Genomic DNA, 25,574 nt, shown 5'->3' on the forward strand with positions numbered 1-25,574 from the left:
GCGGCCCCTACTCCGCGTCGGCGGACTCGACGCCCGTCACCTCGAAGCGGGCGCCGGCGTCGCCGTCGCCGAGCGCGACCGACCAGCCGTGGGCCTCCGCGACCCGCTCGACGATGTCGAGACCGTAGCCCGTCCCCGTCTCGGCCGTGGAGTACCCGGACTCGAACACCAGGTCGTGGCGCGTCGCCGGGATGCCCGAGCCGTCGTCCTCGACGGCGAAGCCGTCCTCCAGCGCCTCCACCGTCACCGAGACGTCCCGGCCGACGTGCTCGACGGCGTTCCGGAACAGGTTCTCGAGGAGCCTGATGAGCTCCCCGCTGTCGGCCCGGACGCGGGCGTCGGTATCGGCCTCCAGAGAGGCCTCCGGCTCCGAGACCGACGACCACGCGCGTTCGGCCGCCGTCTGTAGCCCCACCGGGGCGACGGTCAGGCTCCGCTCGTCGGTCCGGGCGACCGTGAGCAGGTCCTCGATGAGGTCGTTCATCCGGCCGGTAGCGCTCCCGGCGGCCGCGACGTGTTCGCGGACCGCGTCGGGGTCGTCGGCGACGGATTCTATCAGCTCCAGGCGGCCCTGCACGACGTTGAGCGGGTTCCGGAGGTCGTGAGAGACCATCGAGGCGAACTCGTCGAGGCGCTCGTTCTGGGCTTCGAGGCGCCGCTCGTACTGGCGCTGGGTGGTGATGTCCCGGGCGACGACCACGACTTCCGACGCGTCAGCCACGGGGAAAGGGGCGACGTGGGCTTCGAACCAGATCTCCCGAGCGTTCACCTCGACGGCGTACTCGACCTCCTGGGTCTCGCCGGTCGAGAGCGCCTCCCCGATGGCGTCGGTGAGCGTCGCCGCGGCGGCATCGCTGATCCGGTCACAGACCTGCGTGCCCTCCAACTCGGACGGAGGTTTCCCGCCACGCTCCTCGTGGTGGGGTGACACCCAAACTTCCTGGTACACCCCGTCGGCATCGAGGAAGAAGACGTAGTCGGGGAACGCCGCCGCCAGCGAGTCCCGTCGCTGAGAGCGCTCGCGGAGTTGGGCCTCGCGCTCGGCCCGGTCGAGCGCGACCGCGGCGTGGGACCCGAGCGTCTCCGCGAGTTCCCGTGCGTGCTCGGTTGTCGGAGCGTACCCGCGGAGACAGAGCACGCCGTGGCCTCCGAGCGGCACACAGAGCACCGAGCCGGCGTCGGTCTCGTAGGTTTGGGTCTCGCCGGTCTCGACGGCGTCCCACTCGGGGCGCTCCGTGGTCGGGAGAGTCTCCCCGGGTTCGTCGGCCTCGCGCCCGCCGACGGCGACGGGGACGAGCCGGTCGTCCTCGCGGCTCACGACGGCACAGAACGCCGGGTCGAACACCGACTCGGCGGCCTCGAGGACGCCGTCGTACACCGCCTCGCAGCCCTCGGCGCCGAGCAGCCGGGTCGCGGCGGTGTGTAGCTGTTCGAGGTGGCGCTTGTGCCGCTCCAGCGCCGCCTCCCGACGCTTGCGCTCGCTGATGTCCCGCACCGTCGCGAGGACCCGCCCCGCACCGGCCACCTCCATCCGCCTGAGCGTCACCTCGACGGGCACGCGCTCGCCCTCGGCGGTCACGTTCACCCACTCGAAGCGCTGGGTCTCGCCGTTTGCGGCCGCGTCGATGCGCGCCATCGCCCGCTCGACGGTGTAGGGTTCCTCGCCGAGGATGAGCTCCGAGAGCTCCATCTCGGTGGCTTCCTCGCGGTCGTAGCCGAGCAGTTCCGCGTACGGCGGGTTCGCGTCGATCACCTCCCCCGTCTCGGCGTCGTGGACGACCATCGCGCCGGCGCCGTCCGCGAACAACGCACGGTATCGCTCGGCGGATCGGTAGCGCTCGCCGTGGGTCCGGACCCGCTCGGCCAACGCCCCGAAGCGCTCGCTCGCGCCCTTCCGGACGTAGTCGTCGACGGCGCCCGAGGCGGTGGCGTCGATGCGCTCGCGTTCCTTCCCGGTCAACAGCACACACGGCGGGCCACCCTCGGTAGCCTCGATCAGCGGGCGGAACGCTCCCGGCGTCTCCGCGTCGTAGTCACTGACGACACAGTCGAACTGTTCGGCTTCGAACCGCGCGAGGGCGTCCTCCGGCGTCGCTTCCGATACGACCTCGACGTCCGACGCCGACCCGAGGAGGTCGGCGACCAACTCCCGAAACGAGGCGTCGTCCTCGGCGTGGAGCACCCGGATCGACACCCCATCCGGCTCATGCATTACGGCCGGCTATGACGACTCGGCACAAAAGTATCGCGGTGCCCCGATCCCCGAACGACTACGAAACGCCCTCGCTCGCGGCGAAGGTCTCGTGTTCGCCCTCGTCGACCACGGCCCGGAGGTGTTCGGCGACGGCGTATACGTCCTCGTAGCCGACGTACAGCGGCGCCGGACAGATCCGGATCACGTTCGGGGGGCGGTAGTCGACGACGACGCCGCGCTCGCGCAGCGCCTGGCTCACCCGGTCGGCGTCGGGATGCTCGACGGCGACGTGGCCGCCACGGCGTTGGCCCTCGGACGGGGTCCCGACCCGGTACTCGTAGCCCGCCTCGGCGAGGTCCTCGACGAGCGTCGCGAGCATGTCGGTCAGTTCGAGGGACTTCTCCCGAACCCTGTCGAGGCCCGCCTCGTCCAGCAGGTCGAGGGAGCCTTCGAGCGGCGCCGCCGAGAGCATCGGCACGGTGCCGACCTGCCACGCGCCCGCCGACTGCTCGGGCGTGTAGGTGAGTTCCAGGTCGAACTGGCTCTCCTTCTCGTTGCCCCACCAACCGGGCATCGCCGGCGTGAGCCCGTGGTAGCGTTCGTTGACGTACAGCCCCGCGATGGCGCCCGGGCCGGCGTTGAGGTACTTGTAGGAGCACCAGACCGCGAAGTCGGCGTCGGCGCCGCCGAAGTCGTGTTCGACTGCGCCGACGCTGTGGGCGGCGTCGAACCCCGCGAGCGCGCCGTGGCCGTGGGCCAGTTCGGTGAGCGCTTCCACGTCGAACAGTTGGCCCGAGCGGTAGAGCACGGTCGGCATGAACAGGATCCCCACGTCGTCGTCCATCGCCGCCGCGATGTCCTCCTGCTCGATGGTTCGGCCGTCGCGGCTCTCGACCAGCCGCAGGTGTTCGTCGGGGTCGAGGCCGCGCTGGCGGAACTGCGCGCGGATCGCGTAGTGGTCGGTCGGGAAGTCGAGTTCGTTGGCGACGACGACGTCGCCCGAGGCCTCGACGGGCGACTCCTCGGGGTCAACGGCGCCGGGGGTGTCGGCGACGTGATCGAGGAACGTCCCGATCAGCGTGTGGATGTTGACCGTCGTGGAGTTGGCGATCACGACCTCTCCGGGGTCGGCGCCGACGTAGGGCGCCAGCCGGTCCCCGAGGTACTCGGCGTAGTTCCACCAGGGCTGCTCGGCCTCGGTCCAGCCCTCGATCCCGCGGTCGCGCCACTCCTCGACGACGCGGTCGAGGGTCCGTTCGGCGTCCTCGGAGACGGGGCCGAGGGAGTTGCCGTCCATGTACAGGTCACTCGAGAGGTCGAAGCGCTCCCGGAACCCTGAGAGCGCGTCGTCGGCGTCCAGCGCGGCCGCCTCCTCGCGGGAGACGGAGAAGATGCTCATGGATCGGGGTCGGTGCGGCGGGACAAAGGCGTTGTCACACCGGCCTACCCCGACTCGGCGAGCGCGGCGTAGGCGTCCCACGAGGGGTCCCGCGGCGGCTCGGTCCACTCCTCGTCACGGAAGCGAACCCCGGTACCCTCGACCACCTCACCCACCTCCGCGACGGGCGTCCCGCGGGCATCGATGGCCCCTCGGACCGCCTCGGCCGCCTCGGGCGGGGCCGCGATGACGAGCGTCCCCGAACTGGTGACCGTCCACGGGTCGACGCCCAGCGCGTCACAGACCGCCGCTACGCCGGACCGCATCGGTGCCGCGGACTCGTCGATTTCGAAGCGGACGCCCGCGCTCTCGGCCATCTCACAGAACGCCCCCAGCAGGCCGCCCTCGGTCGCGTCGTGCATCGCCGACACCTCGCCGGCCTCGGCGGCCGTGACGGCGTCGCGGACCAGTCTGACCTCGTCGAGGCCCTCGGCGGCATCGGCGACGGTTTCGGGAGAGAGCCCTCGTTCACCCAACTGTTCGGGGTACAGCGAGGCGAACAACCCCGCCGTCTCGACGGCCGGCCCCCGCGTGACGAGCAGGCGGTCGCCCGGCCGGGCGCCGTCCGGGCGAACGACCTCGGCTGGGTCACAGGCCGCCATCGCCGTCGCGGCACCCACCCACGGGAACTCGGCGCCGGGGTAGCGGGCGGTGTGACCAGTGACGATACTGGTGCCGAGCGACTCGCACTCCTCGTGGATGCCGGTCCAGAGCGCGTCGAACTGCTCATCAGTCACGGAGTCTGGCAGCGCGAAGGAGATCGCGAGATGGGTCGGAGTGACGCCGGCGACGGCCACGTCCGAGAGCGCGACGTGGAGGGCGAACCGGCCTGCGCGCTCGAACCCCAGCGCCGGTAGCACCGAGATGGGGTCGGTGGCCAGCGCCAGCCCCGTTCCGTCGAGGTCGAGCAAGCCGAAGTCGACGCCGTGGGTCGGCTCCACGGTCACGTCCTCCCGCTCGGCGCCCAGCCGCGGGGCGATGTGGTCGGCGAAGAACGTCCGGTCGATCTTGCCGCGGTCGGTCATGCACGAGGCTGCAGCGGGGAGGGACGTATGCTTGCCGACCTGCCGAGACATGCGACCTGCGGCGATCCGCCCGACCGACTGCGGTCCCTCGGGCGCCACCGTGTGCCGAGCGTCGAGCCCCGTCGGACACGTTTCCGTTCCCCGAAAGGTGTCTGCCGGAGCCTTATGTCGATCTGTCGCGTTACTCGCGTATGTCCTCGGGCAAGGGTCCGTACGCGGACTCCCGAACCGTGCAGGAGTCCAACGGCGGCTACATGGTGTCGATACCGAAACAGATCGCGGAGCGCTACGACATCGAGAAGGGCGACGAAGTCTGGTGGACCGACGGCGCCGACACCGACCGGCCGACGTTCATCCCCCCCGACGAACTGTAGCCGGCTAGCCGTCCGTGACGGCTTTCTCGGCCCGCAGCGGCCGCTCGCTCACGAGTCGGCAGTCGAACGCGGGGTGTTCCGCGAAGTGGCGCACGAGCAGGTGCCGCCGCGAGCCAGTGAGTCCCCGCTCGCCCACGTCTTCGGCGCCGAACTCGCTCGGCAGCGACCGGAACAGGTCTCGGAGTTCCTCGACGGAGTCGAACACCTGTTCGTTGCCGGGCGTGTCGGCGCTCCGTCGCCCGACGGCGTAGCTCCCGTCGCGCCGGTAGTGACCGACGGTTCTGAACAGTTCCAGCCGGCGGTCCAGCGCGTCCCCGACGGCCGCGCGCAGCGAGAGCGCCTGCTCGCGGGGGAGCTCGTACCGGTCCCCGTCGATGATCAGTCTGACGGCGCCGTCAGTCGCTTCGACGGTCAGTGGGGTTCCGTCGGCAGGGGAGAACCCGATCAGGAGGGTGGCTACTCCGCATGGTTGGGGCGACGGCCGGCCGCGCGAAGAACGTGGCGGGACGTAGCTGTGTGTTGACACACCACCTACGCAGTCGGCCCGTCGACGGCGAGCAGAGTGTCGGTCTCGGTTGGTGTCGGCGTGGCGGTGGTCGTGTCGTCGTCGGCTGGAGTCGGTGTCGTGGTGCCGCCGTCGGAACCGCCCGTATCGCCCGCGGACTCCTGCCCGAAGATGTCCGTCTCGATGGTCCGCTCGATGCTGTCGAGCGGGATCTCGATGGTGCCGCCGCCGATCGCCGAGAGGTCGACGCGCGCGTAGAACTCGACTTCGAGTCGGGTGGTCTGATCGTTCCGGAGGTGGCTCACCCACCACTCGTCGAGGTTCTCGTTTTGGAGGGCCGTCGTCGCCCGGACGGTTTCGAGTTCACCCGGCCGGATCGTGACCGTGCTGTCGGTGGCGCCGGCGCCCATCGTGACGTTGTTCATTCTGATCTCGTAGCCGATCTCGGAGATGGCGATCGGGGTCGGGTTGGGGTTGTACAGTTCGAAGGCCGTGTCGATCTCCGTGGTGTCGTTGCTCACCTCTCCCCACGAGCCGCTGGTACTGTTGAGCCAGAGCACCGGACTGGGCGCCGCGGGCTCGTCGATATCGATCGGCCGGTCCTCGTCGCTGTTGAAGCCGCCGATGATGTTCGTGTTGACGTTGCGGGTGACCTGTGGGTTGAACTCCCGGCCCAGCAGGTCCGAGTGGATCGAGGCGTCGATGACCAGCGTGGTGTTCTCGCCGTTCGCAACGTGGCTCGTCCACCACGGCGGGATGCGGTCGTTGCTCATCAGCGTCGTGACCGGGATGGTGCTGTTGCCGCTGGCGTTCAGCCCGAGCCCCTCGCGGCCGCCGGTGGCCATCCGGACGCCGTTCATCTCGACGGCGTAGTCGATACTCAGGCCGCCAAGCCTGACCCCGAAGGGGTTGGGGTTGTTGACCGTGATCTCGGACTCGATCGTCGTCGTGGACTCGTTGACGGGGCCGAACCCGTTGTCGACGCCGACGACCGAGGGCGCGCCGATGATTCCCAGCGCCCACGCACCGCCAACCGAGACCGATACCACCCCCAGTACCGCGACGACGGCCTTGATCGCCGTCGCGGTCGCGAGCTTCCCACCGAGCATACCTCCCTGTGCACGACGACGGCTCTTAGTGCCATCGGGGTTCGGACCGGAAGCGGGGGCCTCATGGCCTCGGAGGTGATAGCTACCGACATGAACGAACGGACGAGAACGATCATCGGGCTGGTGGTGGGCGGTGCCCTCGTCGTCGGGGGGAGCCTCGCGACGGGCTACCTCACCGGCCCGCGCTCGCAGCTGATCGCCGGCGCGATCATCGTCGCCGGCTTCGCCGTCGGCTTCCTCGTGCTCGGGGAGTTCGAGTTCCCGGAGTGATCAGGCGACCCGGGTCTCCCGGAACGCGTTGCCGGCGATCAGCCCACAGCACAGCACCGCGGCTGCCATCGTCAGCAGGGGGTTGAGGAGCCCGACGACCGCCAGCGGGATCGCGGCCGCGTTGTACAGCAGCGCCGCTCGGTCGTTCCAGCGGCGCCGACTGTAGCTCTCCGCCGAGAGGTCGAACGCCGCAGCGACGCCGTCGAGGTCGTCCTCGACGACGGCGAGGTCCGAGGCCTCCGCGGCCAGCGCCGTCCCGCTCCCCAGCGAGATACCCAGGTCGGCCGCGGCCAGCGCGGGCGCGTCGTTCGTCCCGTCGCCGACCATCGCCACCGGCCCCTCGGCGCGGAGTCGGCGCACCGCGGCGGACTTCCCGGCGGGAGGCACGCCCGCGAAGACGTGCGTGACGTGCGGGCTGTCGGCGAAGCCGGCGGCGGCGGACTCGTCGTCGCCGGTGAGGATCACCACGTCCAGCCCCCGGTTGGCCAGCCGTTCGAGCGTGGCCTCCCAGTCCGGCCGGGCTTCGTCGCCGACGACGACGACGCCGGCCGGCTCGCCGGTCTCCGGTCCGTCCTCGACGGCATCAGTCGAGCCGACGATGACGGGGAGGTGCCCCGACTGGCGCGCCTCGGTTGCCCGGTCACGGACTCGGTCGGGGACCGTCCAGCCGCGTTCCCCGAACAGTTCCGGGTTCCCCACCAGCACGCGCCGCCCGTCCACGACACCTTCGACGCCGGTCGGGTGGCTGGTGAAGGAGTCGACGGTCGGCGCCGTCTCGCCGAACGCGTCGACGAGCGCGGCTGCCGCAGGGTGGGAGGCACGGCGCTCCAGCGCGGCGGCCGCGGCCAACAGCGCCTCGCTGTCGGCGCCCTCGCCGGTCACGTCGGTGTCGAGGACATCCATCCGGCCGGTCGTCAGCGTCCCCGTCTTGTCGAAGACGACGGTGTCGACGCCGCGGAGGCGCTCGAACACCGTCTCGTCGAAGACGGCGACGCCGCGGGAGAGCGCCCGCGAGACGCTCGTCCCCGCCGAGAGCGGCGTCGCGAAGCCCAGCGCCCACGGCGAGGCGGCGATGAACGTCGTCAGGAGTGCGACGATACCGACGGCAACGCGGCCGCCGCTCAGGACGAGGGCGCCGGCGCCCGCGACCACCGCGACCGCGACCAGCGGCGGCGTGACGCGCTCGGCGATGCGGTTCGCCCGGCGCTGGCCGCCGTGTGTCGCGCTCTGGAACCCCCAGACGGAGGCAGCGAGGCGGTCGACGCTGCTGCGCACGTCGTCGCCGACGGCGAGGACGGCGGCGCCGGTCGTGATGACGGAGCCACCGATGAGGTCGTCGCCTGCACGCTTCCGAACCGGCGTCGACTCGCCGGTGACGACGGCCTCGTCGACGGTACACTCACCCTCCGTGAGCGTCCCGTCCACGGGCACCCGTTCGCCCTCCGGCACGAGCACCCGGTCGCCCGGTTCGAGGTCGGCGACGGGGACCGTCTCGGTCCCCGATTCGGTCTCCCGCTGGGCGTGTTCGACCCGGGAGACCGTGAGGTCGGTCAGTTCGCTCGCGGCCTCGCGTTTGGCGAGGGACTCGTAGAACGTCGCCCCGGTGACGGTGGCGACGCCGACGACCGCGAGGTCGTAGTACGCCCCGGAGACGCCGGCGAAAAAGCCCGGGACGCCGAAGAGGAACGCGGCCATCGCCGTCAGGGTGACGAGCAAGCCGGTGTTCGGTTTCCGGAGGACGATGGCGATGTAGGCGTCGCGCAACACCGGCGCGCCGGTGACGACGATGATGACGAACGTCAGGACGATGAACACCGGCAGTACCGTGGCGATGCCGGCCTCGCCGGCCAGCGGGTCGGCGAAGCCGAGCAGCGCCGCGAGGTGGGACGGGTAGAAGACGACGGCGTAGGGGATCAACAGGAACGAGGCGAACACCACGCCCGCGGCGTAGCGGTAGCCGAGCGCGCCGTCGACGATGCCGCCGTCGGTGTCGACTGTGGGGCCGGGTTCGCGGTCGTCGCGGCGGGTCGCGTCGTAGCCGAGGCCGCTGAGGGCTTCGGTGAGACGCTCGGTCGGCGGGTCGCCCGTACAGTCGACTCGGACAGACTCGGTGACGTAGCTCGCGTCGGCGTCGACGACGCCGTCGATCCGGCGGGCGACCGTTTCGAGGTACGCCTCGCAGGTGGCCGAGTGCATCCCGTCGACCGAGAAGTAGACCGCGGTGGTGTCGGCGTCGGCGGCCGGTTCGGGCTCGGCCTCCTGCTCCGGGGGCTCCGGCAGCGTCTCGGCGACCGATCGACAGCCCGCCGAGCAGAACGCCCCCTCGCGGTGCTCGGGGATCGGGCCGTCACACAGCGCACAGGCTGGCGATCCGTTACTCACAGTCGTAGGTACCGCTGCGGCGTAATGTCGGTTCCGAAGCGCCGCGAAAACCGGGGCGGGCTCAGTCGCTCCGGTAGCGCTGCTCGATGACCGTGTCGGGGTCGGTGTACTCCTCGCGGTGGCGGAGACACCGGCTGGTGCGCCCGTCGCCCACGTCGGCGGCCTCGGGGTGCTCGGTGCTACATACGCTGCCGAACTCGGCGTCCAGCCGGGCTGCAGCACCCGACTCGTCGCCGGCGCGGGCCATCTCGGCGGCCTCGTAGACCACCGCGGCGGCGTCGTCGGGCATGTTCAGCGCGATGCCGTCGCCGGCCCGCTCGGCGTCGAACAGTTCGAGCAGGAGTTCGTCGACCGTCGACACGTCCTGGATCCCGAGGCGCTCCTTGAGCTGGTCGAGCAGCCCCTTCTCGGCGTTCGCCCGCGCGTGGAACACCGAGTAGAGTTGGTCGAGCGCCTCCCAGTGTTCGCCGCTGACGCTGTACTCGTCGGGCCGGATCTTGGCCGGACAGCGCGTCGAGAACCGGCAGCCGCTCGGCGGGTCCCGTGGGCTGGGGGGTGTCCCGCGGAGCGTGATCCGCTCGCCGGTCTCGACCATCGTGCCGGGGATGGCCGACAGCAGCGACTCAGTGTAGGGGTGGGCCGGCTCCCGGAACACCTGCTCGGTCGGGCCGAGTTCCATCACGTTGCCGAGGTACATCACCGCCACGCGGTCGGCGATGTGCCGGACGACGCTGAGGTCGTGGGCGATGAACAGGTAGGTCAGACCCAACTCCTCTTGGAGGTCCTCGAGGAGGTTGATGATCCGGGCCTGGACGGACACGTCGAGCGCCGAGACCGGTTCGTCGAGGACGAGGAACCGCGGTTCGAGCGCGAGCGCGCGGGCGATTCCCACACGCTGGCTCTGTCCCCCGGAGAACTGGTGGGGGTAGCGGTAGTAGTGTTCCTCGCGCAGGCCGACCTGTTCGAGCAGTGCCCGAACGCGGTCCTCGCGCATCTCGCTTGCGTGTTTGGTGACCGTGACGGCGGCGCTCGACTCGTCGAGCTTCACGTCCACGTCGTCGGCCGAGAGCGGTGCACGCTCCCGAACGCTGAGGCTCCCGTCGACGCCGACGGTGAGGTCGGGGCGTTCGTCGGCCTCGGCGGCGTGGACCCGTGATCCCGAGACTTCCCGGCCGCCGTCGACGGCGACCGCGAGGTCGGGCCAGTCGTGGGCCTCCAGCGGTTCCCGGATGATCTCGCCGACGGTCATCCGCTCGTTGAGGCTGGCCTCGGGGTCCTGAAACACCATCTGGGCCTCGCTCTGCCACGCCCGAAGCTCCGACCCGGAGATGCTGGTCACGTCGGTCCCGTCCGAGAGCACCTCGCCCTCGGTGGCGCTCTCGAGGTTCAGGATCGTCCGACCCAGCGTGGTCTTCCCACAGCCGGACTCGCCGACGAGGCCGACCGTCTCGCCCTCGTCGATCTCGAAGCTCACGCCGTCGACGGCTTTCACGGGGTCGTCGCCGAAGACGCCGCCGTCGTCGTAGTACTTCTTGAGGTCCTCGACCTTGAGGAACGGCTCGCTCATGCCGTCTCACCCCCGTCGGCCTCGACACCGGCCTCGGGCGGCGACTCCTCGAAGCGCTCCTCGTAGAGCAGACAGGCGACCTCGTGGTCGGCGCCGGTTTCTCCCACCTCGACGCGGCCGGGGTGGACCTCGTCACAGGCGCCGAAGGCGTACTCACACCGCGGCGCGAACCGACAGCTCGTCGGCTCACCCGTCGACGTCGGTACCTCCCCCTCGATGGTTGGGAGGCGGTCACCCTCGGCGTTCCGGCCGGGGATCGACGCCAGCAGCCCGCGGGTGTAGGGATGCTTGGGGGCGTCGAACAGCCGATCGACCGCCGAGCTCTCGACGAACTCGCCGGCGTACATCACGTTGACGCGGTCGGCGGTCTCCTCGATCACGCCCATGTCGTGGGTGATGAACAGGACACCGAGGTCCTCCTCGCGCTGCAGGTCGGAAAGCAGGTCGAGGATCTGGGCCTGAATGGTCACGTCGAGGGCCGTCGTCGGCTCGTCACAGACCAACAGGTCGGGGTCACAGGCCAGCGCGATGGCGATGACCGCACGCTGGCGCATCCCGCCGGAGAACTGGTGGGGGTACTCGGAGACCCGACGGGCCGCGTCGGGGATGCCCACGTCCTCCAACAGTTCGATCGCCTTCTGGGTCGCGTCACTCCCGCGAAGTCCCTGGTGGATGCGGAGGGCTTCCTTGATCTGGTTGCCCACCGTGTAGACGGGGTTGAGCGAGTTCATCGGGTCCTGGAACACGATGGCGATGTCGCCGCGGTGTTGCTCCCAGTTTCCCCCGACGAGTTCGTCGCCGCGGAAGCGGATCGAGCCCTCCTCGATCACGCCCGGGTCGTCGACGAGGCCGAGCACCGATCGGGCGGTGACGGACTTGCCCGACCCCGACTCGCCGACGAGACCGACGGTCTCGCCGGCGTTGACTTCGAAACTCACGCCGTCGACGGCGTGGATCGTCTCCTTGTCGGTGTGGAACACCGTTTGGAGGTTCTCGACTTCCAGGAGGGCGTCGCTCATGCGCCACCCCCGGCCCCGGCGGTCTCGCCGCCGGCGCTGTCGGACTGCGGGTCGATGGCGTCACGGATGCCGTCACCCAGCGCGTTGAACCCCGTCACGACGAGCGTGATGAGGATGCCCGGGATCAGGGAGATGTGCCACGAGCCGGTACGGACGTAGTCCTGTCCGAGGTTGACCGCGCGCCCCCACTCGGGGGTCGGCGGCGCCACGCCCAGCCCGAGATAGGAGAGCCCCGCGATGGAGATGATCGCACCGCCGAGGGTCATCGAGCCGTAGATGAGCAGGTAGCCGGTGACGTAGGGAAGCATGTGTTTGCGCATGATCGTCGTCGGTCGCTGGCCGAAACTGCGGGCGGCGTCGATCCACTCGCGTTCGGCGATCTGAAGGGCGGGCCCACGCACGGACCGCCACATGTACGTCCAGCCGGTGAAGGCGAAGATGAGCGCGAGCAGGAACCCGCCGCTGTACACTTCGTTGATCCACGTGTCCGCGAGCACCGTGGTGAGCATGATCAGTAGCAGGAGTTGGGGCATCGCCATGACGCCGTCGGAGACCAGCACCATGCTGAGGTCGACGCGACCCTTGTAGTAGGCCGCCGTCAGCGCGAGCGACGCGGCGATGCTCGCGCTCAGGGCCACCGAGAGCACCCCGATGACCAACGAGATGCGCGAGCCCACCATCAAGAACGTAAAGAGGTCACTGCCGTCCTGCATCGTCCCGAACGGGTGGAAGCGTCCGTAGTCGTCGTAGCTCCACGGGCCGATGTTGCGGTCGTTGCCCTGCGAGACGGAGCCGAGGTTGGCGTCCCCGACGGTGACGGTCTCGACGGAGCCGCTCTCGGTGCTCCAGTAGTCGATCTCGTAGCCGTAGGAGTTCCGCATGTTCTGTTCGACGGTCGTCGGCCCGAGCGCGGGCGCGAACACCGCCATCGTCACGAACATGAAGACGATCACCAGCCCGAACAGCCCCCACTTGTGGCCCCGGAGTCGGTCGATCACGTCGTCGCGAGGAGTCCAGTCGGCCGGTCGGTACTGGCTGCGGTAGATCTGGAAGCCGTAGACGGCCCAGCCCGCGGCGGCGAAGGCGTAGACGTAGACGAGCGTCGCCCGCAGCGCCCACGCCATGGCGGGTGCCAGCCCGAGGAACGTCTCCTCGTAGCCGCTCCCGTTGTAGTAGCCCTGGTTGGGGATCGTCTCACGCGAGAGCAGCGTCGGGATGGCGTCGACGGCACCCTGCAGCCCCGAGAGGGCCGCGGCGGCGTCGACGCCCGGCACCACCGAGACGACGGTGATCAGCACCTCGACGGCGAAGCTCGCGAGCGAGCCGAACTGCAGGGCGAGCATGAATAGGCCGACGCCGAGCCAGGCCATCGTCCGGCCGTCGGACAGCACCTCGTCGGTGGAGACGTTGGCCAGCATCTCACTCGCCCTCCAGTGCGACGCGCGGGTCGATCAGCGTGTAGAGCACGTCCTGAATCAGGTTGATGCCAACGGTCATGAGGATGAAGATGTACATGAGCGTCCCGACGAGCGGGAGGTCGCCCTGAATGGCCGCCTGGAAGAACAGGTAGCCGATCCCGTTGATCCCGAACACGGACTCGACGAGCACGCTGCCGCCGATCAGCAGGAACGCCTCGCTGGTGATGATCGGTACAAGCGGGACGAGCGCGTTCCGAAGGATGTGTTTGTAGACGAGCGCGCGGTCGGAGACGCCCTTCACTTTCGCGAGTTCGACGTAGTCCTGGTTTTTCACTTCCAGGACGGCGGTCCGGCCGATACGCATCTCGTTACCCATCGACGCCGAGCCGAGGACGATGGCCGCGGGGGCGACCTTCTTGATCGCCTGCAGCGTCGCCCCGGGATTGGTGAAGAAGGCGAGCGGCCCGTTCTCCAAGGAGGTCAGGTCGCCCGCGAGGTAGCTCAGGTCCGGGTTGCCGGATATCCCGGTCGTCAGGTCCGGTCCGAGCGTCTGCCAGCCGAGGAGTTCCCAGCCGCCGAGCACCGCGAGCAGCATGATGCCGAGCCAGAAGTTCGGCATGGCGCGCCAGACGATGCCGCCCATCGAGGCGACGTAGTCGGCGACGGTGTTCGAACGCATCCCGGCGTAGAACCCCAACGGGACGCCGACGAAGACGGCGATGAGCACGGACCAGAACCCGAGCCACAGGGTACGCGGGAGGAAATCGAGGATGAGTGCGTTGACGTTCGAACCCTGGTAGAGGAGCCACGTCTGGCCGAGGTCGAAGGTGACGAGGTTCCCCATCCAGTCGAAGTAGTGCTGCAGCGGCGGTTGGTCCAGCCCGAGTTGGGTCTGGGCGGCCTGATACGCGTCGGGGTTGCGGACTTGCCCCTCGCTCAGTAGGCGTGCTGCGGGGTCGATCGGCCCCATGAAGATGATGAACCACGTCATCGTCGTACCCAACCACACGACGGGGAGCGCCATGAGGAAGCGCTTGCCGAGGTAGCGGGCTCTGCTCACGTCTGCCCCCCGTTGGACAGCCGGTCAGTACGTCCGTTTCGGAGGTCGACGCCGCGTGTTCGGTGCATTCGTGTGCGTTCGCCCAAGGGTACGAAGGGGGTATTGAAAAGCCGCCGGTTACCGTTCTACCGACTGAGCGTCAGGTCGGTGAACGTCTGGTTCTCCATCACGCCGTACATCTCCACGTCGACGCCGGTGTGCCAGAAGCGCTGGCTCGCCGTGTGAACCGTCGGGAGCTCCTGGACCGACGCCCAGTTGACCTCCTCGATGGTCTGGAAGGCCTCGGCTTCCGACGCGTCGTCGGAGCCCTCGGCGGCGTAGTTCTCGTTCCACGCGTCGAGGGCGGTCTGTCGGAGATCCTCGTCGTGGTAGCTCCCTTCCGCGCCCCAGCGGGTGAACTGCCCCTGCGGCTCGCTGCCCCAGAGGAAGCGCAGGAAGTTCTCCGGGCCGGGGTACTCCATCCCGTCACCGAGGGCGAACACTTCCATGCTGCCGCTGATGGCCTGACTGATGATGGTCCCGAACTGCGCCTCGGTGATGTCCATCTCGATGTGGGCCTGTCGGAGCTTGGACTGCAGGCGGGTGAACACCTGCTGGTAGCCGCTGTCGCCGGCGATGGTCGTCGCCGTGATCTCGAAGGTGTTGTCGGGGCCGTAGCCGGCCTCCTCCATCACCTGTGCGGCGGACTCGAGGTCCGTCTCGCCGTAACCGTACATGTAGCCGTCGGCGGCCACGTCGAGGTTGCTCTCGAAGCCGGATTCGGCGTGCTGGCTGTAGGTCGTGTTGGCGTCGGCGTCGCCGAAGGAGGGGTAGGCCGCAGGCGGCGTGATGTGGTAGGCCGGCTGGGCGGTCCCCTTGTAGACGTTCTCGGCGACGGAGTGCTGGTCGAGCGCGTAGGCGAACGCCTTGCGCACCGCGATCGGCACCTTCATCGTGTTGAACACGAGGTACTCCGTCGACAGCGAGGGGATCTCCCCGTAGTTGACGGTGGTGCCACCGAGGTCGTAGGTCCCGATCGACTTGTTGCCGTCCTCCGTCTCGATGGAGACGTTGCTCGGGGTGAACGACGCCGCGGGCATCCCCTCGAGGATGTCGGCGTTGCCGTTCTCGAAGCGGCTCAGGCGGGCGTTCCCGTCAGGAACGACGGTGTAGACGATCTCGTCGATCTGGGGCTGAGTGCCGTAGTAGTCGTCGTAGGCCGACAGCGTGATCGCGTCACCCTTGCTCCAGGAGTCGACCATGAAGGCGCCGGCGCCGGCGAAGGTGGGGCCGTCGCCCTGGGTGCTGAAGAACTCGTTGTAGTCGTACTCGCCGTCGTAGCCCTCGATGTCACCCACCGAGCCCTCGGGGATGATGGCGAACGTCCCGCCGGCGATCTGGAACGTCGTCCACGAGAACGGGCTCTCGAGGGTCATCTCGAAGGTGTAGTCGTCGACGGCCTCGACGGCCAGCGACTCGGGCACGTAGTCGCCGAGGGTGACCTCGTCCTCGGGGGCGGTGATACTCGCGTCCTTCTCGTGTGCGACGGTCATCGTGTCGCCGATGATGTCGTCGCGGTTGCGGGAGTTCTCCGATCCCGCGAGGCGTCGGTAGGAGTAGACTACGTCGTGGGCGGTGACGTCGTCGCCGTTGTGGAACGTCACGTCCTCACGGAGCGTGAACGTGTAGGTCAGCTGGTCGTCGGACAGCTCGTAGTCCTTCGCGATAGCGGGCTCCGGCGGGTACTCGCCGTCGGGGAACCGGAGGAGCTGTTGGTTGTACTGATTGTACCCGGCGCCGGACCCCTTCGCGTTGATCGGGTCGAGCGTCTGGATCGAACCCTGGGCCATCAGCTGGAGGGTGCCGCCGGCCATCGGCGTGCTGTCCTCGTTCTCCTCCGTGTCGGCCTCCGTATCGGAGCCGCCCGTTTCGGGCTCCTCCGTTGGGGGTTCGGTGTCTGTCTGATCCGGGGCGTTGCCACCGCAGCCGGCGAGTGCCGCTGCCACGCCGGTACCTGCCGCCGCCAAGAACGACCGCCGAGTTGTCTCCTCGGGCATCGTCTCAACACGAATAGCGACAACTGAAATACTTTACTCTCTTGGATGGTTCGTCGCTGCATATTCTGTACGAAACGGGGACCACACTATCGCTATATATGCATACATAACGGTCGTTCGGACGGACCAAGCTCCACAGGTTTATGTCTCGCCTTCGTCCAATCAGGGTATGGCTACCGGACCCATCGACCACCGCGAGGCCGCCCCCGGAAACGTCATGGCGCGGCTCGACCGCCCGCGAAGCGACGAACGTACTCGGATCGCCGTCATCGCGGACCCGCACGTCTCCACGCGCGAGGAGGGTACCTCCAAACTGTTCGAACACACCGAAGCCCACCTCGAGAGCGCCGTCGACGACATCAACGACCGCGACATCGACTACACGATCTGTGTCGGCGACATCACGAAGGACGGCGAGCGATGGAACTACGACGCCGCCGACGAGATCCTCGAAGCCCTCGAAACCCCGTTCCGTGCGGTCCCCGGCAACCACGACGTCGTCAAGGAGGGCTACGACCACGAGAACCTCCCCCTCGCGGAGTTTGAGGAGCGCTACACCCCCGACGGCGAGCTCCCCTTCCACGAGCGCGTCGGCGGCGTCGACGTGGTCGGGCTCAACAGCTCCGGCGGCGACGACTGGCTCACCGACTCCCACGACGGGCTGATCCCGGAGGACCAACTCGAGTGGCTGGCGGAGACCCTCCCCGAACTCGACACCCCCCTGATCGCGGTCCACCACAACCTCCCGACGATGTCGGATCAGCTGCTCCAGCACCGCGACAACAACGAGCCGGAGATGGCTATCCCGCCAACGATGCGCGAGCCAGACGCGTTCCTCGACGTGCTCGAGGAACACGACGCGCCGCTGATGGTCACGGGCCACCTCCACCTCCCCTCGGCGACGAAGGAACGCGGCGTCCGCGAGATCATGTCGCCGACGACCTGTTCGTTCCCGCAGTCCTACCTCGTCTTCGACGTGGGGCCCGACGGCACCGAGGTCCGACTGATCCCCGTCGCCGACCACGAGGGGATGATGCTCGGCCACTACGAGCGCCACACCGACTCCTACACCGGGAAGGGCCTGACCGACATGGCCGCCGTCCGACTGGCGCAGTTCCCGCTCGTCGACGAGTCCTAGGAAAGGGTTTCCCCACTACGGGCCGAGACGAAATCGTGGTCCACCCCCGACTGCTCGTGCTCGCCGCGGGCCTCGTCCTCCTCATCCCGCTCGCCGAACTCTGGTCGCGCTACTGGAACGCCGACCCCGGGAACTGGCCCCGGCGCGCGCTGGTCCGCGGGGCCGCCGCGTGCGCCATACTCGCGCTCCTCGGCTTCGACAACACCTTCGGGCTGGTCCCGGATCCCGGCGTCGGCACCGGAGTCGCCTTCGCGGCCGAGCTGACGCTGATCTCGCTCTCGCTCGCGGGCTACGCTGCGTTCTTCTGGCTTCTCCGTCGCGACTAACGGTCCCGCTCCGCGATCCACCGCACCCCGAGCGCGTCGACGATCGCGTCGGCGTCTCGGACGTGTGCAGCCGTCACGGGCCGGTCCTCGTTTGCGTCGTCAACGTCGGCCTCGTCAGGGTCGGGGAGGCCGAACTCCGGGGTCGTGTCCGGCCCCTCGGCGTCGAGGTCGAGCGTCTCGGTTCCGAACAGCCGGTCGACGGGGTCGCGGTCGGTCTCGACGCCGTCGACGGCGCCCCGGCGCAGCCGCCGTTGCCCCTCGCCGAGGAGCGTGCTGTGGACGACGACGAGCCCGTCGTAGCAGCGGTATTCGACGGCGCCGTAGGTGAGGTAGCGGGCGAGGCCACGAACAAACACGGACGGGACGAGCACGAGCACCGCGACGGCGACGCCACCCCAGAGCCCCGCCGCGAGGCCGACGACGAGCGCCACAGAGAGCACGAACACCGTCGCCCCACTAGCGAGCGCGTAGGCGAGGCCGCGAGCGATCGCGTCGGCGAGCGCCGCTGCCCGAGGGGGTCGCTGAACTACTGGTGGCTCGCAGTCGGGTTCCTCAACGGGCTCCGGGTCGACAGCGGTGTCTGTACTGCCGAACATCCGGGCGAGCAGCCCGTGTCGGTCCTCGTCGGCCTCGATCCGGAGTCCCTGCAGGTCGAGGAGGAGTTTGCCGCCGACGAGCAACATGAGGACGGCCTCGGACGGTCCGGTGCCGACCTCGGCGGCGTCGATGGCGAGTGCGGTCGCGAGCAGCCCCATCACCCCGATCATGCTCATGAACGGCGGCGCGAACGCCGACCGGGGTGAGTGGTCGCGGTAGCCGCCATGGATGAAGTACTCCAGAACCGTCTCGCCGCCGCGCAGGAGGAACACGATCAGCGCGCCGAGCACGATCGTGGCGCCCTCGTTATCGGCGACGCCATCGGCGGCGACGCCCCCGAACAGCGCGAGCGCGAGGACGATTCCGATGGGGGCGATGAACAGCCCGCCGAACAGCGGCGGGAGGTTCCGGGGGTAGATCGCCGGCACCGGCCCGGGAAGCGGGATCGAGCCGCGGAGCCGGTGGAGAAGGCCGTTGACCCGCGACTGCTCGACGCGGCCACGGGGGCGCTTCGCGGCGAAAGGGATCTTCACCAGCGACCAGCCGACGACGGCGACCAGTTCGGCGACGTAGACGCCAACCAGCACCGCGATGGACCAGTCGAGGAAGACGACGCCCGCCGGCGCGACGAGGTTCGTCGCGATCACGGCGGCGACGGCGTCGAGGTCGGGGCGGGTGTCGGCCATCAGTAGGGCTCGTGTTCGTCGACGCGCCGGACAGCCAGCCGGTAGGCGACCAGCGCGGTCAGCACGCCGCTGACCACGAGGAGCGCGCCCATCCCGACGCCGACGATGGCGACCGGTAGCGACCCCACGGCGGCCGCGGTTTCCACGAATCCGGCCTCGATGGCGGCGATCGCGCCCCCGTCAGCGTAGAGGCCAGCCAGTAGCCCGGGGACCGAGATCAGGCCCGCGAGCACGGCGCGGACCACCCCCGGCGCCGTGAGGGCGCCGACCAGCGCCGTGCCGGGCACGGCCACCAGCCCGAAGTGGAGCGCGCCGGCGAACAGCCGCGGCGGGCGAACGTCGTCGCTGCTGCCGATCCGGATCGCGCTGTAGCGCGGGAACCACATCCCCAGCAGCGGCGCCAGGGCCGCGCCGACGCCGGCGACGACGGCTCCGGCGACCCCGAGGGCAAGCGCCGTCACGGGAGCGGTTCCCGTCCCGAGGCTCACGGCGAGCGTGAGAAGGGTGACGGCGGGCGCCGACAGCAACACCGGCGCGATCAGTCCCCGGACGTACGCCCGACTGGGGACCGAGGTGAGCGTCATCGGGAGTACCGGCCCCTCGTCGCCGAGGGGGTTGAGTGCGAACGCCGCGCCGGCGACCCAGCCGCCGACCAGCGCCGTCGCCGGGCCGAGCACCGAGAGCGAGGCCGACCCCTGCAACAGGAGGTTCAGCACCGCCGAGCCGCCGCCGAACACCGGCACCATGAGGAAGTTCAGCCGCTGGGGCTCCCGACGTGCCCGGAGCAGCGTCCAGCGGGCGACCGTTCGGCTCGGCCCGTCCAGCAGCGGTACCGAGAGCGGCGAGAGCGACCGGGCGAGCGCTCCCGTGCCCGTGCGGTCCTCGACGGCGACGGGTTCGTCGTGCCCGTCGTCGGGTGCGACCTCGTCGCCGTACCAGAGCGACGAGGCGACCAGCGTGGCGGCCCAGCTACCGCCGAGGATGGTACCACCGGCGACGACGACGCCCCCGAGGAGACGGCTCCCCGAGTACCGGATCGGCGTCCCGACGACCGCGAGGTCGACGAGCCAGCCGACCGGGAGTAGCCCAAGCAGCGCCGGATCCAGCGAGTACGGGAGCATCGGCAGTTGGAACAGCATGTAGCCGCCGAAGAAGCCGATTGCGACGACTGCGCTCAGCGCGGTGCGGTGGCGGGCGACGAACGGCACGCGGGCGACGAGCCACGCGGCCGTGTAGCCGGTCACGCGGCCGGCCACCACGGCGCTGCCGACGAAGAGGGCGGCGACGACCGGAACGACAACGAGCGTCGCCGGCGACCCGAGCACGTACGCCGCGGTGGGGAGAAGTACGGCCATCGGCAGCGCGCCGTACGCAGCCACGCGGAGCGTCTCGGCGACGACGCCGCCGACAACGGCGGTTCGCGCCGAGACCGTCGTGAGGACGAACGGTTCGGCGACCAGTTCGTCGTAGGCCGTCGCCGCCCGCTGGGCCAGCAGGAAGACGCCGAACAGCCAGAACAGCGCGGTACCCCCGCGGACGGCGTCGGGGACGGCGAGGTCGGTTGGGACGTCCCCCCGTATCGCCGAGCCGAACAGGGCGGCCATCCCCGCGAGCAGCAGGGTGGGGAACACGACGCTGATCCCCAGCAGCACCAGTCGGGCGGTGTCCTCCCGAATCGCCCGGGCCGAGCGCCGGAACTCGAAGGCGCCGGCCCGAACCGCGTGCCGGAGCCAGTTCGACTCAGCCATCGGTCGGTGCCTCGGCGCTGTGACGCGTCGACGCCTCCGCATGGGCGTCGTCGGTCGTGAGTTCGAGGAACGCGTCCTCGAGCGACCGGGCCTCGCCGGTCTCGGCGCGCTGTTGGAGGTCGGCCGGCGAGCCCTCCGCGACGAGGTCACCGTCGTAGAGGATACCCACGTCGTCGGCGACGGCCTCGACGACCGGGAGGATGTGCGTCGAGAGGAAGACGGTGGTCCCGGAGTCGGCCCGCTCCGCAATGAGTTCCCGGAGCGTCCGGGCGGCTCGCGGGTCGAGTCCGGAGGTCGGTTCGTCGAGGAACAGCACGTCCGGGTCGTGGAGCGTCGCCTGCACGTAGGCGACCTTCTGGCGCATCCCCTTCGAGTAGTCGGCGATGCGGGAGCCGGCGTCCTCGGGCGGGAGGTCGAGCCGGGAGAGCAGGTCGTCGGCGCGCTCGCGGGCGGCCTCGGGGTCGAGGTCCCGGAGCCCGGCGGCGTAGTCGAGCTGTTCGTACGCCGTCGCGTGGTCGTACAGCGGCGGCTCCTCGGGGAGATAGCCGATCCGCGGCCTGAGTCGGTCGCGGTCGGTGGTCTCGACGCCGGCGACCTCGGCACGGCCGCGCGTAGGCCGAACGAGACCGGTGAGCATCCGCATTGTCGTCGTCTTCCCGGCGCCGTTGGGGCCGAGGAAGCCGAAGACCGTCCCGGCGTCGACGGCGAGGTCGAGGCCGGCGACGGCGACGGTCGAACCGTACTGCTTGGTCAGATCGGTCGTCTGGATGGCGGGCATGGTGACGAGCGGGGACTCGCTCGTGGGTTGCTGGCGGTGCCGGCCTCAAAGGCGTACCGACGCCGTGTGGAGCCCGGAAGGGCTTTGTCGCCGGGCCATAGCCAGTCGTACGTGTCCGCACCCTCAGACGGGAGCCCGCTGGTCAGCGGCGCCCGGCTCGTGACCGCCTTCGGGCTCGCCTTCCTCGCCAACCTGCTCGACTGGCAGCTACTCGGGCTGATCGGCGTCGGGGGCGTGGGAGAACTACTTCTGAACACCCTCGTCCACGGGGTCGGAATCTACGTCGGGGTCACCATCGCCGCGTGGGTCAACCGCCCCAACGAGCCGGCGGACTGATACCCGATTCAGGCGTACTTCGCGGCCGCCCGCAGCGCGGTGTCGGTCCACACAGCGACGATGATTCCCAGTTCGGCGGCAGTCGGCAGCCCGTTCGGGAAGAGGAAGTAGACGACCAGCGCCAGCGCGATGAACACCGCGAGCGGCGGCACGTCGTCGACGGGCGTCTCGTGGGTACCAGTGTAGTAGAACGTCGCCCCGGCGACGACGCCGACGACGACGGCCCCGGCGAGGACCGGTGCCGCAGGCAGCGCCGGCACCGCTCCACCCCAGAGTTCGAGGTAGATCAACGCCGTCGCGACGACGGCGATCAGTGCCGAGATCAGCACCGACTCCGAGATATCCGACTCCGCGTTCTCGTCCATGCCGGCACCTGACACGCGAGGGGAAAAAGCGTGCCCTTCGAGCGCCGGACGGCGCCGGGTCGGCGTATCCCGTGGGGGAAGGGTTATCCCCATAGTCGTGTTACAGATACGCATGGACGATATCGACGACCTGTTCGTTGCCCGCCTGATGACCAGCGACCTCAAGACCGTCACTGCCGACACCCTCGTCGAGGATGCTGCCGACCTGATGCTGGATGAGAGCATCGGCTCCGTCGTCGTGGTCGACGACGACGGCGGACTCGAAGGGATCCTCACCCGGACGGACTTCGTCGCCATCGTCGCCGGGCAGAAACCCAAGGACCAGACGCCCGTCTCCGAGTACATGACGAGGGACGTGCTCACCGCGAAGGCGGGTGACCTCGTACAGGACGTCGCCGACCAGATGGTCGAAGCCGGGATTCACCACATGCCCGTGGTCAACGGCGACGACAAACCGATCGGGATGCTCTCCAGTTCCGACCTCACGGCGTACCTCTCGACGATCGAAGCGGCGGCGGCGTAGGCTTACTCGCCCACGTCGGCGCCGAGCCGATCACAGAGCCACGTCCACTGATCGACCTGTTCTTCGACGACCATCTCCGTCGACTTCCCGACGCCGTGGCCCGTGTCCGTCTCGGTCCGCAGCGCGATTGGGTCGTCGCCGGTCTGATGGTGCTGAACCAGCGCAGTCATCTTCCTGGCGTGGCTCGGGTGGACTCGCGTATCGCCCGCGGCGGTCTTGAACAGCGTCGCCGGGTACTCCCGGTCCTCGACGTTGTGGTACGGCGAGTACTCGCGGATGTACTCGAAGGCCTCCCGGTCCGCCGGCGAGCCGTACTCGACGGTCCACGATTCGCCGAGGAGGAAGCGGTGGAATCGCAGCATGTCGAGCAGCGGCACCGTACAGAGGATTCCGGCCCAAAGGTCCGGTCGCTGCGTGAGGGCGGCGCCGGTGAGCAGACCGCCGTTCGAGCCACCGTAGGCGCCGAGGTGGTCGGTGTCGGTGTAGCCCGCCTCGATCAGCCCCTCGCCGACGGCGTAGAAGTCGTCGAAGACGTTCTGCTTGTGCTCGCGCATGCCGGCCTCGTGCCACGGCTCGCCGTACTCCGTGCCGCCCCGGAGGTTGGCGACGGCGAAGACGCCGCCGGCCTCGAGGAAGGGGCCGGCGAACCGCCAGAAGCTCGGCGTCTGGGGGATGCGGAAGCCGCCGTAGCCGTAGAGGACGGTCGGCGCCGAACCGTCGGGGGAGAGCCCCTCGCGGTGGACGACGAATGCGGGCACCTCCGTGCCGTCGGCGGACTCGAAGAACTCCTGTGAGACGGTCACGTCGACGCCGAGTTCGATGTCGGCCTGCCCGACCGTCTCGGCGTCGTCACCGGACCCGCCGAGCCGATAGCGGTTCACCCGGTCGGGCGCTTCGAAGTCGTGGACGACGTAGAACAGCTCCTCACCGTCGTCGTCGCTGTCGACGCCGTCGATGGTGCAGAACTCCGGGCTCGGGAGCGTCTCGACGCGCTCGCCGTGCTCCCACACGGAGAGCTCCGAGGAGGCGTCGCGCAGGTGGTTCGCGACGAGTTGCTCACCGGCGACGGTTACGTCCTGCAACACGGCGTCGGTCTCGGGAACCGTCTCGGTGAACTCGTCGGGGGCGAGGTCCTCGCCCGTCGCCAGCGTCTCGATGTCGGCGGTCAGCACCCGGGAGAAGTCGGCCTCGTAGTTGGTGAGGAAGTGGACCTCGCCGTCGTCGAGGTGTGGGCCGAACGTGGCGTCGTAGCCCGTGAGCAGCGGCGTCAGCGGCTCCTCGGCGTTGGGGTCGGTGTCGACGCGGTAGAGCTCTGTGTGGGTCGTCCCCTCGTGGACAGCCGCCAGCAGCGTATCGGTGTCGGCGTCGTACTCGATCTGGGGCCAGGCGTGTTCGCTGAACTCGTCGGTGATGACCTCGTCTTCCTCGGGCTTGTCGCCGTGGGTGTGGCTGTAGAGTGCCTTGTAGAGCTGTTCGCCGCCGCCGGGGCCGCCGGTCCGAACGGAGAAGAAGCCGTCGTCGGTCCAGGCGAAGCCGCCGGGCGTGACCCGGCCGGCGTCGGGAACCACGTCGAGCCAGCGGCCCGTGTCGGCGTCGACGATCCGCACGTCGTACTGCTCCTGTCCACCCTCGTCGTAGCCGTAGGCGACGCGGTCGCCGTCATCCGAGACGGTGAACCAGTTCATCGACGCCGCCTCCCCCTCGAACCCGTTGGGGTCGACCAGCGCCATCGGCTCCTCGTCGAACGAGCGCCGGACGTAGAGCACGCCGTGGTCGTCGGCGGGCTCTTCGATGGTCTGGAAGTAGCGGCCGCCGGCCGCGGTCACGGCACCGTAGTCGGTCACTCGGGCGACGTCCTCGAAGCGGGGTCGGAGGGCGTCGCGGGTGGGCGTGTCGAGCACGCCGTCCGCGTACTCGTTCTGGGCCTCGACCCACTGCTCGACTTCCTCGGTGTCGTCCTCCAGCCAGCGGTACGGATCGACGATCTCCTCGCCGTGAAGCTCCTCGGTGACAGGACGGCGCTCCGTCTCTGGGGGGCTGCCTCGCATACTCGACTCGCCGCCGGGAACCGGTTAAAAGGCCGCGAAATCGGCACAGTCGCCTCACTCGATCCGAAACGTCGTCTCCGCACGAAGGTTCTCGGCGCCGGTGACGGCGTCGATCTCGACGCTGAGCGTGTGTTTGCCGCGCTCGGCGGCGCGCCACTCGTTCTCGGCGACGCGGACGCGGCCGGACCAACTCCGGCGGAACCGCTTGCGCTCGCTGCGGGCGAACCGGAACGTGTTTCGGTCCTGCGGGTGGTTCGGCGGCAGTTTCGACCCCTCGGGGTTGCCGTCGACGTACCACTCCCAGGGTTTGGGCGTCCGCGTGACCAGCGTGACCGGGATCGGGAGCCGGTTCGCGAAGGTGACGCCGAAGTGGATCTCCTCGTCGGGTTCGTAGCTGTCCTTAGTGGTCTGGATGTCGACGGCGATGGCCCGCGAGCGCAGGAACTGCGGGACGATCGCGTGGCTGACGTTGGTCCAGTTGATGTGGTTGCGGCTCTTCTGTTCCTCCTCGACCGGCGAGAACGGGTCGTCGTCGTCCCGGTGGAGCGCCTCCGATTCGTACACCCGACGCATACCCGTTGCTAGCGGTCGACGGGGAAAAGCGTCGCGGGCGCGCTCGCTCGGCGCGTCGA

General features: G+C 69.4%; 23 protein-coding genes. 6 read left to right on the forward strand and 17 right to left on the reverse strand.

All coding sequences use genetic code 11. The annotated features are described in order from the left end of the window. Nucleotides 1-7: 7 nt before the first annotated feature. Genes NO998_RS08540 through NO998_RS08550 form a run of 3 tightly spaced genes read right to left on the reverse strand, consistent with a single transcriptional unit; the run spans nucleotide 8 to nucleotide 4,657 of the window. Entirely contained in the window at nucleotides 8-2,212 is a 2,205-nt protein-coding gene (locus NO998_RS08540) for a PAS domain S-box protein (RefSeq protein WP_267646685.1), read from the reverse strand. Between the two features lie 58 nt (nucleotides 2,213-2,270). Then, on the reverse strand, nucleotides 2,271-3,593 hold the full coding sequence (gene kynU, locus NO998_RS08545) for a kynureninase (RefSeq protein WP_267646686.1): 1,323 nt from the start codon (nucleotides 3,591-3,593) through the stop codon (nucleotides 2,271-2,273). A 44-nt stretch (nucleotides 3,594-3,637) separates the two neighbouring features. After that, nucleotides 3,638-4,657, reverse strand: a complete 1,020-nt coding sequence (locus NO998_RS08550) for an AIR synthase family protein (RefSeq protein ID WP_267646687.1) — start codon at nucleotides 4,655-4,657, stop codon at nucleotides 3,638-3,640. Nucleotides 4,658-4,848: 191 nt separating this feature from the next. Between NO998_RS08550 and NO998_RS08555 the strand changes: the two genes are divergently transcribed. Continuing rightward, on the forward strand, nucleotides 4,849-5,031 hold the full coding sequence (locus NO998_RS08555; protein WP_267646688.1) for an AbrB/MazE/SpoVT family DNA-binding domain-containing protein: 183 nt from the start codon (nucleotides 4,849-4,851) through the stop codon (nucleotides 5,029-5,031). Between the two features lie 4 nt (nucleotides 5,032-5,035). Here the strand turns inward: NO998_RS08555 and NO998_RS08560 are convergent, their stop codons facing one another. Further along, complete coding sequence (locus tag NO998_RS08560) at nucleotides 5,036-5,557, reverse strand: DUF7528 family protein (protein ID WP_267646689.1); 522 nt, start codon at nucleotides 5,555-5,557, stop codon at nucleotides 5,036-5,038. Nucleotides 5,558-5,562: 5 nt separating this feature from the next. Continuing rightward, a complete protein-coding gene (locus tag NO998_RS08565; RefSeq protein ID WP_267646690.1) occupies nucleotides 5,563-6,645 on the reverse strand; it encodes an LEA/WHy family protein in 1,083 nt (360 codons plus the stop codon). Between the two features lie 90 nt (nucleotides 6,646-6,735). Here NO998_RS08565 and NO998_RS08570 point away from each other — a divergent pair, with 90 nt between their 5' ends. After that, nucleotides 6,736-6,915, forward strand: coding sequence for a hypothetical protein (locus tag NO998_RS08570; RefSeq protein WP_267646691.1), 180 nt, complete (start codon nucleotides 6,736-6,738; stop codon nucleotides 6,913-6,915). Here the strand turns inward: NO998_RS08570 and NO998_RS08575 are convergent, their stop codons facing one another. From NO998_RS08575 to NO998_RS08600, 6 genes are all read right to left on the reverse strand, one after another. Further along, nucleotides 6,916-9,297, reverse strand: a complete 2,382-nt coding sequence (locus NO998_RS08575) for a heavy metal translocating P-type ATPase (protein WP_267646692.1) — start codon at nucleotides 9,295-9,297, stop codon at nucleotides 6,916-6,918. It lies immediately after the preceding gene. A 61-nt stretch (nucleotides 9,298-9,358) separates the two neighbouring features. Then, complete coding sequence (locus tag NO998_RS08580; protein WP_267646693.1) at nucleotides 9,359-10,864, reverse strand: ABC transporter ATP-binding protein; 1,506 nt, start codon at nucleotides 10,862-10,864, stop codon at nucleotides 9,359-9,361. Beyond that, nucleotides 10,861-11,883, reverse strand: a complete 1,023-nt coding sequence (locus NO998_RS08585; RefSeq protein WP_267646694.1) for an ABC transporter ATP-binding protein — start codon at nucleotides 11,881-11,883, stop codon at nucleotides 10,861-10,863. Before NO998_RS08585 ends, NO998_RS08580 begins: the two co-directional genes overlap by 4 nt. After that, nucleotides 11,880-13,301 carry an ABC transporter permease gene (locus tag NO998_RS08590; RefSeq protein ID WP_267646695.1) on the reverse strand — a complete coding sequence of 474 codons (1,422 nt, stop codon included), beginning with the start codon at nucleotides 13,299-13,301 and terminating at the stop codon, nucleotides 11,880-11,882. Before NO998_RS08590 ends, NO998_RS08585 begins: the two co-directional genes overlap by 4 nt. A 1-nt stretch (nucleotide 13,302) precedes the next feature. Further along, nucleotides 13,303-14,361, reverse strand: coding sequence for an ABC transporter permease (locus NO998_RS08595; RefSeq protein WP_267646696.1), 1,059 nt, complete (start codon nucleotides 14,359-14,361; stop codon nucleotides 13,303-13,305). Nucleotides 14,362-14,486: 125 nt separating this feature from the next. Then, nucleotides 14,487-16,397 (reverse strand): ABC transporter substrate-binding protein, encoded by a 1,911-nt coding sequence (locus NO998_RS08600; RefSeq protein WP_267646697.1) that lies wholly within the window; start codon nucleotides 16,395-16,397, stop codon nucleotides 14,487-14,489. Between the two features lie 169 nt (nucleotides 16,398-16,566). On the opposite strand from NO998_RS08600, the gene NO998_RS08605 reads away from it, so the two are divergent. After that, nucleotides 16,567-17,535: a metallophosphoesterase family protein gene (locus NO998_RS08605; protein ID WP_267646698.1), complete on the forward strand. Its 969-nt coding sequence runs from the start codon at nucleotides 16,567-16,569 to the stop codon at nucleotides 17,533-17,535. Between the two features lie 35 nt (nucleotides 17,536-17,570). Further along, complete coding sequence (locus NO998_RS08610; RefSeq protein ID WP_267646699.1) at nucleotides 17,571-17,861, forward strand: hypothetical protein; 291 nt, start codon at nucleotides 17,571-17,573, stop codon at nucleotides 17,859-17,861. Here NO998_RS08610 and NO998_RS08615 read toward each other — a convergent pair. From NO998_RS08615 to NO998_RS08625, 3 genes are read right to left on the reverse strand one after another with little or no spacing between them, the layout of a single operon-like run. Next, nucleotides 17,858-19,144 (reverse strand): DUF6498-containing protein, encoded by a 1,287-nt coding sequence (locus tag NO998_RS08615; protein WP_267646700.1) that lies wholly within the window; start codon nucleotides 19,142-19,144, stop codon nucleotides 17,858-17,860. The two genes, NO998_RS08610 and NO998_RS08615, sit on opposite strands and share 4 nt — an antisense overlap. After that, nucleotides 19,144-20,892, reverse strand: coding sequence for a hypothetical protein (locus NO998_RS08620; RefSeq protein WP_267646701.1), 1,749 nt, complete (start codon nucleotides 20,890-20,892; stop codon nucleotides 19,144-19,146). The genes NO998_RS08615 and NO998_RS08620 overlap by 1 nt, the downstream gene beginning before the upstream one ends. After that, on the reverse strand, nucleotides 20,885-21,670 hold the full coding sequence (locus NO998_RS08625; RefSeq protein ID WP_267646702.1) for an ABC transporter ATP-binding protein: 786 nt from the start codon (nucleotides 21,668-21,670) through the stop codon (nucleotides 20,885-20,887). The genes NO998_RS08620 and NO998_RS08625 overlap by 8 nt, the downstream gene beginning before the upstream one ends. Before the next feature lie 111 nt (nucleotides 21,671-21,781). On the opposite strand from NO998_RS08625, the gene NO998_RS08630 reads away from it, so the two are divergent. Further along, complete coding sequence (locus tag NO998_RS08630; RefSeq protein WP_267646703.1) at nucleotides 21,782-22,006, forward strand: hypothetical protein; 225 nt, start codon at nucleotides 21,782-21,784, stop codon at nucleotides 22,004-22,006. Nucleotides 22,007-22,014: 8 nt separating this feature from the next. On the opposite strand, the gene NO998_RS08635 is transcribed toward NO998_RS08630, so the two are convergent. Continuing rightward, nucleotides 22,015-22,371, reverse strand: a complete 357-nt coding sequence (locus NO998_RS08635) for a hypothetical protein (RefSeq protein WP_267646704.1) — start codon at nucleotides 22,369-22,371, stop codon at nucleotides 22,015-22,017. A 121-nt stretch (nucleotides 22,372-22,492) separates the two neighbouring features. Here NO998_RS08635 and NO998_RS08640 point away from each other — a divergent pair, with 121 nt between their 5' ends. Next, entirely contained in the window at nucleotides 22,493-22,894 is a 402-nt protein-coding gene (locus NO998_RS08640) for a CBS domain-containing protein (RefSeq protein ID WP_345781129.1), read from the forward strand. Between the two features lie 2 nt (nucleotides 22,895-22,896). Here the strand turns inward: NO998_RS08640 and NO998_RS08645 are convergent, their stop codons facing one another. Further along, a complete protein-coding gene (locus NO998_RS08645) occupies nucleotides 22,897-24,942 on the reverse strand; it encodes a prolyl oligopeptidase family serine peptidase (protein ID WP_267646706.1) in 2,046 nt (681 codons plus the stop codon). Nucleotides 24,943-24,996: 54 nt separating this feature from the next. Beyond that, nucleotides 24,997-25,515, reverse strand: coding sequence for a DUF7974 family protein (locus NO998_RS08650; RefSeq protein ID WP_267646707.1), 519 nt, complete (start codon nucleotides 25,513-25,515; stop codon nucleotides 24,997-24,999). Nucleotides 25,516-25,574: the final 59 nt, after the last annotated feature.

Origin of the sequence: Halolamina litorea, assembly GCF_026616205.1 — an archaeon.
Lineage (GTDB): Archaea > Halobacteriota > Halobacteria > Halobacteriales > Haloferacaceae > Halolamina > Halolamina litorea.